Source organism: Pseudomonas proteolytica, assembly GCF_007858275.1.
GTDB classification, from domain to species: domain Bacteria; phylum Pseudomonadota; class Gammaproteobacteria; order Pseudomonadales; family Pseudomonadaceae; genus Aquipseudomonas; species Aquipseudomonas proteolytica.
The window spans coordinates 14,043-26,672 of the sequence record NZ_VFEV01000015.1; the positions used below are offsets into that span (position 1 = coordinate 14,043).

8 protein-coding genes are annotated in these 12,630 nt (G+C 63.9%); 7 read left to right on the top strand and 1 reads right to left on the bottom strand.

Annotation, left to right across the window (positions count from 1 at the left end):
• Nucleotides 1-304: 304 nt before the first annotated feature.
• From FIV38_RS12800 to FIV38_RS12810, 3 genes are read left to right on the top strand one after another with little or no spacing between them, the layout of a single operon-like run.
• Nucleotides 305-1,477, top strand: coding sequence for an efflux RND transporter periplasmic adaptor subunit (locus FIV38_RS12800; protein ID WP_092235484.1), 1,173 nt, complete (start codon nucleotides 305-307; stop codon nucleotides 1,475-1,477).
• Nucleotides 1,478-3,451: a MacB family efflux pump subunit gene (locus FIV38_RS12805; RefSeq protein WP_092235481.1), complete on the top strand. Its 1,974-nt coding sequence runs from the start codon at nucleotides 1,478-1,480 to the stop codon at nucleotides 3,449-3,451.
• A gap of 7 nt (nucleotides 3,452-3,458) precedes the next feature.
• Nucleotides 3,459-4,859 (top strand): efflux transporter outer membrane subunit, encoded by a 1,401-nt coding sequence (locus FIV38_RS12810; RefSeq protein WP_092235479.1) that lies wholly within the window; start codon nucleotides 3,459-3,461, stop codon nucleotides 4,857-4,859.
• 263 nt (nucleotides 4,860-5,122) lie between these two features.
• Here FIV38_RS12810 and pvdP read toward each other — a convergent pair whose 3' ends face one another.
• Nucleotides 5,123-6,751, bottom strand: coding sequence for a pyoverdine maturation tyrosinase PvdP (gene pvdP / locus FIV38_RS12815; protein ID WP_092235476.1), 1,629 nt, complete (start codon nucleotides 6,749-6,751; stop codon nucleotides 5,123-5,125).
• Nucleotides 6,752-6,945: 194 nt separating this feature from the next.
• Here pvdP and pvdM point away from each other — a divergent pair, with 194 nt between their 5' ends.
• From pvdM to FIV38_RS12835, 4 genes are all read left to right on the top strand, one after another.
• Entirely contained in the window at nucleotides 6,946-8,307 is a 1,362-nt protein-coding gene (gene pvdM, locus FIV38_RS12820) for a pyoverdine-tailoring dipeptidase-like protein PvdM (protein WP_092235473.1), read from the top strand.
• On the top strand, nucleotides 8,304-9,563 hold the full coding sequence (gene pvdN, locus FIV38_RS12825) for a pyoverdine-tailoring periplasmic protein PvdN (protein WP_092235470.1): 1,260 nt from the start codon (nucleotides 8,304-8,306) through the stop codon (nucleotides 9,561-9,563). The genes pvdM and pvdN overlap by 4 nt, the downstream gene beginning before the upstream one ends.
• A gap of 28 nt (nucleotides 9,564-9,591) precedes the next feature.
• The gene (pvdO, locus tag FIV38_RS12830; protein ID WP_092235467.1) at nucleotides 9,592-10,470 is read left to right on the top strand and encodes a dihydropyoverdine dehydrogenase; all 879 of its coding nucleotides are present in this window, start codon (nucleotides 9,592-9,594) and stop codon (nucleotides 10,468-10,470) included.
• A 138-nt stretch (nucleotides 10,471-10,608) separates the two neighbouring features.
• The gene (locus FIV38_RS12835) at nucleotides 10,609-12,258 is read left to right on the top strand and encodes a cyclic peptide export ABC transporter (protein ID WP_070995218.1); all 1,650 of its coding nucleotides are present in this window, start codon (nucleotides 10,609-10,611) and stop codon (nucleotides 12,256-12,258) included.
• Nucleotides 12,259-12,630: the final 372 nt, after the last annotated feature.

Below are 12,630 nucleotides of genomic sequence, written 5' to 3' on the forward strand. Positions count from 1 at the left end.
GAAACGAGGACAATGAAAAAAAATTTAAGGCCCGCACCTGATTCACTCCAGCAGCCACGAAGGTAGCTGCCGTGGCCGCACAGTGATGGCAGTTTGGGCTCTTCTAATTTATAGTAATTCTCATCTAGATTTGAATTGCCTCACCCTCGCCGTCCAATACTGGCGTTTCGCCCAGCTGTAACGGCGTATGTAAGCAGTTAAATTTCAGAGCAAATACCTCGTTTACCTGACAGCTTCCCGCGCCTGTCTCTGCCCTTGCGGGCGATTGAGTTGCGGTCCGAACTTTCCTGGCTGGAACCCGTGCATGAACCGTCCCCGACACACCCGGCGCGCTCTGCTGGCAGCACTTTGCCTGATCCCCGTGGCCGCCTTCGCCGCCTGGCAACTGATCCCGCCTGGCCGGGATAAATTTGCCACCCTGCAAGTACACCGGGGCGATATCGAAAGCAGCGTGACCGCCCTCGGCACCCTGCAGCCGCGGCGCTACGTCGATGTCGGCGCGCAGGCGTCGGGGCAGATCCGCCGGATTCACGTCGAAGCCGGCGCCCAGGTCAAGGAAGGCGACCTGCTGGTCGAGATCGATCCCGCCACCCAACAAGCCAAGCTCGACGCCACTCGCTACTCCATCGCCAATCTGCAGGCCCAACTGCAGGAGCAGCACGCGCAAAACCGCCTGGCGCAGCAGAAATTCCAGCGCCAGCAACGTCTGGCCGCAGGTGGCGCCACCCGCGATGAAGACGTGCAGACTGCCCAGGCCGAACTGGACGCCACCCAGGCACGCATCAACATGTTCAAGGCCCAGATCAGCCAGGCCCAGGCCACGCTGCGGGTCGACCAGGCCGAGTTGGGCTACACGCGCATCTATGCGCCGATCTCCGGCACGGTAGTCGCCGTGGATGCCCGCGAAGGCCAGACCCTCAACAGCCAGCAGCAGACGCCGCTGATCCTGCGGATCGCCAACCTGTCGCCCATGACCGTCTGGGCGGAAGTCTCGGAAGCCGATATCGGCCATGTCAAACCTGGCATGCAGGCGTATTTCACAACCCTGAGCGGTGGCAACCGGCGCTGGACCAGCACCGTGCGCCAGATCCTGCCGGTCCCCCCCAAGCCCCTGAACGAAACCAGCCAGGGCGGTGGCAGCCCCAGCAGTTCGAGCAAAAGTGGCAGCGGCCGCGTGGTGCTCTATACCGTGCTGCTGGATGTCGACAACGCCGATAACGCTTTGATGGCGGAAATGACCGCCCAGGTGTTTTTCGTCGCCAGTCGCGTCACCAATGCGCTGACTGCGCCGGTTGCAGCCCTGCAAGGCGGCACCCGCCCCGACATGCAATTGGCCCGCGTGGTGGCCAAGGACGGCAGCATCGAAGACCGCGAGGTGCGGGTCGGTATCAGTGATCGCCTGCGCATCCAGATCCTCGATGGCCTCAACGAAGGCGATCACCTGCTGATCGGCCCCGCCCAAAGCAGCGGAGGCTGAATGTTGACGCCGCTGATCGAACTTCGGGACATCCGCAAATCCTACGGTGGCGGTGATGCGCCTCAGGTCGACGTGCTGCGCGGGATCGACCTGTCGATCCATGCCGGGGAATTCGTGGCGATTGTCGGTGCCTCGGGCTCCGGCAAGTCCACCTTGATGAATATCCTCGGCTGCCTCGACCGCCCCACCGTCGGCCAGTACCTGTTCGCCGGGGAAAACGTTGCCCAGTTGGACACCGACGAACTGGCCTGGCTGCGCCGCGAGGCCTTTGGCTTTGTATTCCAGGGCTACCACCTGATCCCCTCCGGTTCAGCCCAGGAAAACGTCGAGATGCCGGCGATCTATGCCGGCACGCCCGCCGCCGAGCGCCACGCCCGCGCCGCCGCCCTGCTGACCCGCCTGGGGCTGGCCGGGCGCACCGGCAACCGCCCGCACCAACTGTCCGGCGGCCAGCAGCAACGGGTGTCGATTGCCCGGGCCTTGATGAACGGCGGCCATATCATCCTCGCCGACGAACCCACCGGGGCCCTCGACAGTCATAGTGGCGCCGAGGTCATGACCCTGCTCGACGAGCTGGCCAGCCAGGGTCACGTGGTGATCCTGATTACCCATGACCGTGAAGTGGCGGCCCGGGCCAAGCGCATCATCGAAATCCGCGACGGCCTGATCATCAGCGACACCCCCAACACCCACGACCAACCTGCCGCCGAGCCCAAACCCAAGGCTCTGCAAGCGGTGGACCTGCGCCAACGCCTGGCCGATGGCGCCGAGCACAACGGTGCGTGGAAAGCCGAACTGCTGGACGCGGTGCAGGCGGCCTGGCGGGTGATGTGGATCAACCGCTTCCGCACGGCCCTGACCCTATTGGGGATTATTATCGGCGTAGCCTCGGTGGTGGTGATGCTCGCGGTGGGTGAAGGCAGCAAACGCCAGGTCATGGCGCAGATGGGCGCCTTTGGCTCCAATATCCTTTATGTCAGCGGCTCGGCGCCCAACCCGCGCACACCGCCCGGCATCATCACCATGAACGACGTCGCCGCGATGGCCGCGCTGCCACAGGTCAAGCGCATCATGCCGGTCAATGGCGCGGAGGCCGGAGTGCGTTTCGGCAACGTCGACCACATGGCCTACGTGGGTGGCAACGACACCAACTTCCCGGCGATCTTCAACTGGCCGGTGGTCGAGGGCAGCTACTTCACCGAGGCTGACGAACGCGCCGCCGCGACCGTCGCGGTCATTGGCAAGCGGGTGCGCGACAAGCTGTTCAAGGACCTCCCCAGCCCTATCGGCCAATACATCCTGATCGAAAACGTGCCGTTCCAGGTGATCGGTGTGCTCGCCGAAAAAGGTGCCAGTTCCGGCGACAAGGACAGCGACGACCGTATCGCCATCCCCTACTCCGCCGCGAGTATCCGCCTGTTCGGCAGCTACAACCCGGAATACGTGGTGATTGCCGCCGCCGACGCGCGCAAAGTGCATGAGGCGGAAAAAGCCATCGAGCAACTGCTGCTGCGCCTGCACAACGGCAAGCGTGATTTCGAACTGACCAACAACGCCGCGATGATCCAGGCCGAGGCCCGGACCCAGAACACCCTGTCGCTGATGCTCGGCTCGATTGCCGCCATCTCATTGCTGGTGGGCGGCATCGGGGTGATGAACATCATGCTGATGACCGTCCGCGAACGCACCCGGGAAATCGGTATCCGCATGGCCACCGGCGCCCGTCAGCGGGACATCCTGCGCCAGTTCCTCACCGAAGCGGTGATGCTCACGGTGGTTGGCGGGGTGGCCGGGATCGGCCTGGCCCTGCTGGTGGGTGGCGCGCTGATCCTCAGCAGCGTGGCTGTCGCCTTCTCGCTGCCTGCCGCCTTGGGCGCCTTCGCCTGCGCCCTGGTCACCGGCGTCATCTTCGGCTTTATGCCCGCCCGCAAAGCAGCCCGGCTCGACCCGGTCACGGCCCTTACCAGTGAATGATCGCCCTATGAAAGCGCACTTGACCCTTGTCGCCGCCAGCGTGCTGCTGGCCGCCTGCAGCAGCCCGGTGCAGCGCCCGGACAGCGGCCTGCAGCCCCCCCCTGCCTGGGCCACCGCAAACCAGGCCAGCGCCCTGCACGCCAACCAGCAATGGTGGACAGCCTTCGCCAGCCCGCAGCTCGACCAACTGATCGAACAGGCCCGCAGGGGCAGCTACGACTTGGCCAGCGCCGTGGCGCGAGTGCGTCAGGCCCAGGCCGGCGCCGTGGTGGCCGGCGCGCCGTTGCTGCCCGAACTCAAGGGCGGACTCAACGCCAACCGCCAGAAACTGCTGCGCGGCAAGGGCTACAGCGAACTGGACGCCGACAACAACAACGACGCGGTGGACTACTTCAATGCCAGCCTGACGGCCACCTACGAAATCGATTTCTGGGGTGGCAAGCGCGCCGCGCGCGACAGTGCTGAACTGGCGGTGCGCGCCAGTGAATTCGAGCGTGCCACGGTGGAGTTGACCCTGCTCAGCGGCGTGGCCACCACCTACACCCAGCTCCTGGCCCTGCACGAGCAACAACGCATCGCCGAACTGAACCTGGCCAATGCGCAGAACGTCCTTAAGCTGGTGCAGACCCGTTATGAAGCCGGCTCTGCCACCCAGCTTGAGCTGGCCCAGCAAAAGAGCCTGGTCGCCGCACAGCAACGCCAGTTGCCAGAAGTACGCCAGCGCGCCGAGGCTGCCCGAATCAGCCTCGCCGCCCTGCTCGGCCAACCGGTGCAGGCGCTGCAATTGACGCCACAGGCCTTTGATCAACTGCGCTGGCCGAGCATCGCTGCCGGCGTGCCCAGCGACCTGCTCAGCCGCCGCCCGGACATCGCCAGTGCCGAAGCACAACTGGCGGCCGCCCAGGCCGACATCATTGTCGCCCGCGCCGCCATGCTACCCAGCATCACCCTTACCGCCAACCTGGGCTCCGGCGCCAACCGCGCCGCGGATATGCTGCGCAACCCGTTCTACAACCTCACGGGCGGGCTGATCGCACCGATTTTCAACAACGGCCGCCTCAGCGCCGAACGTGACAAGGCCACGGCACGCCAGGATGAACTGCTGCAAACCTATCGCGCCGCGATCATCAATGGCTTTGCCGATGTGGAGAAGGCCCTGGGCAGCATTCGCCGGCTGGACGAACAGCGCCAGTGGCAGCGCGAGGAACTGGATCAGGCGCAGACCGCGTTCCGCATCGCCCAAAGCCGCTACGAGGCTGGCGCGGAGGACTTGCTTACCGTACTGGAAACCCAGCGCACGCTGTATGCCGCCCAGGATTTGAACGTGCAACTGCGCCAGGCGCGACTGGGGGCGAGCATTGCGCTGTACAAGGCGCTGGGCGGCGGGTGGCAGGCGTCCGATATCTAACAGGTAGCGAGCTTGCTGTGGAGAGCGGGCTTGTTGTGGCGAGCGGGCTTGCCCCGCGCTGGGCTGCGAAGCAGCCCCCCCCTAAACCCCCCGCGTTTATTCAGACAAACCGAGGCGCCAGGTTTTAGGGCTGCTTCGCAGCCCAGCGCGGGGCAAGCCCGCTCGCCACAACAAGCCCGCTCGCCACAGCAAGCCCGCTCGCCACAGCAAGCCCGCGCCCCACAAAAAGCCAGCTAGCCACAAAAAGCCCACACACGCGGCGGTCAAATCGTGCGTTCCTTGACCTTCAAATGTCGCGCATACCACGGCCGCTTGGGCACCTTGCGGAACAAGTCCTGCAGTTTGTCGTCATCGGCACCGAAGGTGATGCGCAATGCCAGTTTCATGGTTTCCGGGTCCATTTCCACGGTGCGGCCCATCTGCAGTCCCGGGGTGGTGCTGCAACCATGGGTATCCGGCCCCAGCCAAGGATCACCCACCTCAACCCAGCGCCCAGGCGCAAACCATGGCACACCATTGACCTCCAGGCGGCTCAGCTCACCCGGATGAAAGCGCTGATGGGCGCGAAACCAATCCTCAAGGCGATCATCGATCCAACCGTGAAAATGCCAGAACACCGGGTTTACATGGGAGGAAAACGGGTCGCCCAAAAAGTCATTCTCAGGCTCATACCAACGCGCCGCAAAATCCGCCGGATCCCGGGCAAAGGGCACCGGCGCGCCATTGGACGGGTCGCGCGGTACCGACGCCCAGCGCATATGCAACCAATCGTGCAGCCCCAGCTCAACCTCAGAGCCAAACTGGCCCAGGGTCAACTTGGCCAGGTAACGCGGGTCGCGGTACTGCGACTCCCACACCTGGAAGTTGCTGTGATAGGTCTCGGCCGCCTTGATATCACTGACCCACTGGCTGTACTGCTCGTCGCCACTGGCCGTCCAGGTCGGCGGCAGTGCGAAGCCATCGTGATTGTCGAAGTAGCGCGCAAAGCCCTGGCGATCACGCTCAAGCTCTGGCTGGGGCTGCGGGAAGCGCGGCCAGGACGGCAAGTCCTGCAGGGAACGCGCGGTGCCGAGCATGTGCCGGTGCATGAAGAAAAAGTCGATACCCGAGCCATTGCGATCCTTGCGCGGGCCACGGGCGTCGCGCTCGTTATCCCGTGGCCCGGGCTGCCAACCGATACCGCGCAGGGCATTGCGCTTGTCTTCGGGCAGCTTGTGCCACTGGTCCCGCGAGGCGTGCCAGAGCTGGTGGAACAGGCGGTGTTCGGGGGCAATCAACCAGGCCAGGAGCGCAGGGTTCAGGCCGATTCGTTCGCGGGCTTCGGGGAACAACTGCTTGGTGGCGACAAACCGGTTATCCAGCTCCAACGCTGCCAGGGGCCGGTCGAGGCTGAGGATCTGCCCGCTGAGGGTGCCGCTGCCAGCATTGCCGAAACTGTCCCAGACCTCGTCCAGGCTCATCTTGAATTCATAGGCCGGCATGCCATCTGGCGAGTCGCGGTCGATCAGGCGCCAGTACAGCAGCGCTGCATTGCCCGGAACCAGATCACCCAGGACCTGATAGCGCGGCTCATCCGGCCCCCGCAGGTGCCCAGCGGTGTCCAGGTAGCCGCGCACGCCACGGCCACGCGGTGCGATATCAATAAACAGTTGCAGATCATCGAGGGGCAAGCCGTGCAACCCGGCATCACGCCCCTCCAGGCGCAGGCTCCAGATCCCGCGCAGGCTGTTCGCCAACTGCTGGCCGGCGGCGTCCGCCAGGTCCACCGTGGCTTCCTCGGGCGTGATGGGGAACTCCTCACGCGTCAACTCGCGATGGGCATAAAAGGCTGCAGGTACGGCGGCGCCGGTCAGCGCCAGGCCTGCGATAAACCCTCGTCGAGAAATCGTCATGTTCCTACCTGTGTCAGCCTTGGAGCAGGCTTTATCCAAGCTAGAACGTTTTGCCGGACAGCAAATTTACTGTGGGAGCCGGCTCCCACCATTGATGGTGGGGATACTTAAATTTTCCGGGCCTGCGCTCGTTCTTCCCAGATAGCAAAGGCCCCTTGCGCCTGCACCTCAAAGGCGAACCGACTGAGATGGCAATGACAAAACCACGTTCGAAAAAGGCTCTATACATCGGCCTGCCCTTGGCCCTGGCCATCGCTGCCGGCGCAGGCTTTGCCTGGGACCACTGGTTTCGCGGCAACGCCGGCTATTCGCTGGAAGTGATCAAGCAGGCCAATGAACTGCAGGACCGCCTGCTTTCGTTCGACAGCCATATCACCGTGCCCCTGGACTTCGGCACCGCCGGGCATGAAGCAGACAAGGACGGCAGCGGCCAGTTCGACCTGGCCAAGGCCAGTCGCGGGCGCCTGTCGGGGGCGGCGCTGACGGTGTTCGGCTGGCCCGAACTGTGGAATGGCCCCAACGCGCCGCACAAACCCACCGCAGGCTTTGTCGACGAGGCCCGAAACCAGCAAGAGGTGCGCTACAAGATCATTACCGGCATGGTTCGTGACTTTCCCAACCAGGTGGGCATTGCCTACACCCCGGCCGATTTGCGCCGCCTGCATGGCGAGGGCAAGTTTGCGGTCTTTATCAGCATGCTCAACGCCTACCCCCTGGGCAATGACCTGAACCTGCTGGACATGTGGACGGCGCGAGGCATGCGCATGTTCGGCTTCAGCTACATCGGCAATAACAGCTGGGCCGACTCTTCGCGCCCGCTGCCGTTTTTCAATGACTCGCCGGACGCCCTCGGCGGCCTCTCACCCATCGGCAAGCAAGCGGTGCAGCGCCTGAACGACCTGGGCGTGATCATCGACGTGTCGCAAATGTCCACCACCGCCCTCGAGCAAGTGGCGCAGTTGAGCCGCACGCCCATGGTCGCGTCCCACTCCGCGCCCCGCGCCTCGGTGGATATCCCGCGCAACCTCAGCGACAAAGAACTGCAACTGATCAAGAACAGCGGCGGCGTGGTGCAAGTGGTGGCGTTCGGCGGGTACCTGCGCCCGCTGAGCCAACCGATCCAGGACAAGCTCAACGCACTGCGCGCGCGTTTCGACCTGCCGCCCCTGCCCAACCTGGCGATGGCCCTGATGCCCGGCGACCCGATCATTGCCGCCTGGCCGGAACAGAAGTTCGGCGAATACGCCAGCGAGCTCTATGCCATTCTCGAAGAGGAGCCCAAGGCCAGCCTCAAGGACCTGGGAGATGCCATCGACTACACCGTACGCAAGATCGGTATCGACCACGTCGGTATCGCCTCGGACTTCAACGAAGGCGGCGGCGTCAAGGGCTGGAACGATGTGAGTGAGGTGCGCAACGTGACCGCCGAACTACTCACCCGTGGCTACTCCGAAGCCGATATCGCCAAGTTGTGGGGCGGCAACTTCCTGCGGGTGTGGGAGCAGGTGCAACAGTCCGCCAAGCCCGGCGTGCCGCCAAGCGAGCAGATGCCATGAGCGACCGCCGCACCTTTCTCAAACAGGCTGGCATCCTCGCCGCCAGCCTGCCGTTGGGGGTAAACCTGCAGGTGCAGGCAGCGCCCACCGACAAATGGGCCAGCCTGCGCCAACTGTTCGACCAGGACCCGAATTACATCCACTTCTCCAACTTCCTGATCACCTCCCACCCAAGGCCGGTACGCGAGGCCATCGAGCGCCACCGCGCCGCCATTGACCGCAACCCCGGCCTGACCATGGATTGGGACCTGCAGGAACCCTGGAAACGCGAAGGCCAGGTGCGTGAATGGGCCGCGCGTTATCTGCAGGCCAAGCCCGGCCAGATCGCCCTCACCGGCAGCACCACCGAAGGGCTGGCGATGATCTACGGCGGCCTGCGCGTGCGCCCCGACCAGGAAATCCTGACCACCGAGCACGAACACTTTTCCACCGACAGCATCCTCGCGTTCCGCACCCAGCGTGACGCCACCCAAGTGCGCAAGATCAAGCTGTTCGCCAACGCCCACCACGTGTCGGCCGATGAAGTGCTGACGAGCATCGAGCGCAGTATCCGCCCCAATACCCGGGTGCTGGGCATGACCTGGGTCCAGTCGGGCAGTGGCGTGAAACTGCCGATCGGCGAAATCGGCCAACTGGTCAAGCGCCACAACCAGGAGCGTGACGAAAAGGACCGCATTCTCTACGTGGTGGATGGCGTGCATGGCTTTGGCGTCGAAGACCTGGCCTTCCCGGACATGCACTGTGACTTCTTTATTGCCGGCACCCATAAGTGGATGTTCGGGCCACGGGGCACCGGCCTGGTATGCGCCGCCTCGGAGCAAGTGACCAACCTCACCCCGAGCCTGCCGACGTTCTCCGAAGACACCGATTTTGCTACCTCCTTCTCCCCCGGCGGCTATCACGCCTTTGAGCATCGCTGGGCGCTGGATGAGGCCTTCAAGCTGCACCTGCAATTGGGCAAGGCCGAGGTCCAGCAGCGCATCCACAGCCTCAATACCTACCTCAAGGACCGCTTGCAGGCACGCCCGAACATCGAGCTGGTCACCCCCGCCAGCCCGCAACTGTCGGCCGGTTTCAGCTTCTTCCGGGTCAAGGGCCAGGACAGCGACAAGGTGGCCGCCTACCTGATGCGCAACCGGGTCATCAGCGACGCGGTGAACCGCGATGTCGGCCCGGTGGTGCGCACTGCGCCGGGCCTGCTCAATACCGAAGATGAAGTCGACCGCTTCCTGGCGCTGCTCGACAAAACCCTTTGACGCCTTTTTCTTGTTATCGAGACGACTCATGAACGATGAACCGCTCACCCCAACGCTGCTCAAGTTCCTGGCCCTGACGGCATTGATGGCCTGCCTGGCGCCAGCCGCCCAGGCCGCAACACCGCCCAAGCCCGGCACCGTGTTCAAGGACTGCAAGCACTGCCCGGAAATGGTGGTGCTGCCCACCGGCACCTTCAAGATGGGCACCCCGGACGATGAAGTCGGCCGCCAGCCCGATGAGGGGCCGATCCATGACGTGACCTTCGCTAAACCCGTAGCCATCAGCCGCTTCCAGGTACTGGCCGGCGAGTGGGACCGTTTTATACGGGAGACCGGCTATAAAATGCCCGACGGCGACGACCGACCAGGGCGCAAATGCACGGCTGGCAAGCCCAGCTACCCCATCACCGCCAAGCATCCGGCCGTGTGCATGGACTTTGCCGAAGCCAATGCATATGTCGCCTGGCTGTCGAAGAAAACCGGCAAGCACTACCGCCTGGTCAGCGAGTCCCTGCGCGAGTACGCCGCCCGTGGCGGCACCTCCGGGCCCTTCCCGTTCCCGTTCGACGAGGGTGAGAAATACGGCATCGCCAAGCACGCCAATACCTACGGGCCGGCGGATGGCTACAGCTACACCTCGCCCGCCGGCAGCTATGCGCCCAATGCGTTCGGTGTGTATGACATGCACGGCAACGTTTATGAATGGGTCGAAGACTGTGAACACGACAGCTATGTGGGCGCGCCCAGCGATGGCAGCGCCTGGCTGACCGGGCAATGCGAGGTGCGGCAGATTCGCGGCAACGACTGGGGCGAAGCGCCGATTTTTTCCCGTTCCGGCAACCGCAACAGCCTCTACTCCAATGTGCGCGGCGACTGGCTGGGCTTGCGGGTGGCACGGGACCTGTGAGCCTGCGCAACTCGGCGCGAGGCTAAATCGCGCCCCACCCGACTCGTCCTCCTACTATCGGCCTGCCAGCGGTAAACCTGCGCACGCAGGCCTTCACTTGCCCACAGCACGTAGCCACGTCGCGATCGAGGTAGTTTCATGACCGCAGCACCGCGCAGCGCCATTCGCGAACTCTTGAGCCTGCTCAAGCCCTATCGACGGATTGTCATTTCTTCCATCACCCTGGGCATCATCGGCGGCCTCAGCGTCACCGCGCTGCTGGCCACGGTCAACCGCGGCCTGCACAGCGCCGACGGCATGGGTACCGGCGTGGTCCTGGCCTTCGCCGGGCTGTGCCTGCTGGCCTTGCTCAGCAGTATCGGCGCCGATATCGGCACCAACTTCGTCGGGCAGAAGGTGATTGCCAAACTGCGCAAGGACCTCGGCGCCAAGGTGCTCGCCGCGCCCATCGAGCAGATCGAGCGCTATCGCACCCACCGCCTGATCCCGGTGCTGACCCACGACGTCGACACCATCAGCGACTTCGCCTTCGCTTTCGCCCCGCTGGCGATTTCCACCACAGTGATCCTTGGCTGCCTGGGCTACCTGGCGGTGCTGTCCTGGCCGATCTTCCTGATGACCCTGCTGGCCATCGGGATCGGTTCGGCGGTGCAGTTCGTGGCCCAAAGCAAAGGCATCAAGGGCTTCTACGCGGCACGCGACGCCGAAGACAACCTGCAAAAACACTACTCGGCGATTGCCGAGGGCGCCAAGGAACTGCGTATCCACCGCCCGCGCCGGCACGCCATGCACACCCGCAATATCCAGGGCACTGCCGACCATATCTGCGATACCCATATCCGCTCGATCAATATTTTCGTGATCGCCAAGAGCCTGGGCTCGATGCTGTTTTTTGTGGTGATTGGCCTGGCGCTGACCCTGCAACAGTTCTGGCCCAGCTCGGACCCGGCGGTGATGAGCGGCTTTGTCCTGGTGCTGCTGTACATGAAAGGCCCGCTGGAAAACCTGATCGGCAACCTGCCGATCATCAGCCGCGCGCAAATTGCCTTCCGCCGCATTGCCGACCTGTCGGAGCGCTTCTCCTCGCCGGAACCGCACCTGCTGCTCGATGACGCCGACAAAAGCGTTCCGGTGATGAAGCACTTGGAACTGCGCAACGTGCAGTACGCCTTCCCGCCCGTGGAGGGCAGCGAGCCGTTCAAGCTGGGCCCGGTCAATTTGAGCATCGAGCCTGGGGAAATCCTGTTTATCGTCGGCGAAAACGGCTGCGGCAAGACCACCCTGATCAAACTGCTGCTGGGCCTGTACACCCCGCAGCAAGGCGAAATCCGCCTCAACGGCCTACCCGTGGACGCACTGGGCCTGGACGACTACCGCCAGATGTTCACCACGATCTTTGCCGACTACTTCCTGTTCGACGACCTGGTGCAGAACGACAAGGCCCTGCCCGACGACGCCACCCAATACCTGGAGCGCCTGGAGATCGCGCACAAGGTCAGCGTGCGCGACGGTGCTTTCACCACCACCGACCTGTCCACCGGGCAACGCAAGCGCCTGGCCCTGGTCAACGCCTGGCTCGATGAGCGCCCAGTGCTGGTGTTTGACGAGTGGGCGGCCGATCAGGACCCGACCTTCCGGCGGATTTTCTACACCGAGCTGCTGCCGGACCTCAAGCGCCTGGGCAAGACCATCATCGTCATCTCCCACGACGACCGTTACTTCGATGTGGCTGACCAACTGGTGCGCATGCAGGCCGGCCGCGTCATCAGCGAAAAAGCCTTTGCCTGATACCTGAGGCAGGCCCTCTGTGGCAATGAGCTTGCCTGTGGCGAGCGGGCTTGCCTGTGGCGAGCGGGCTTGCCCCGCGCTGGGCTGCGAAGCAGCCCCCCCTAAACGCCCCGCGTTTATTCAGACAAACCGAGGCGCCTGGTTTTAGGGCCGCTTCGCAGCCCAGCGCGGGGCAAGCCCGCTCGCCACGGACAAGCTCCCACCACCACAGACAATCTCCAGCCACCACAGACAATCTCCAGCCACCACGGACAAGCTCCAGCCACCACAAACCAGCTCCCTAGCCACAGGCCATTGCGCCTAAATCTCATCGATCGATCTTCGTCTTCCTGACACAGCTTATTTCCTCTGCCGACGGCGACGAGATCGATC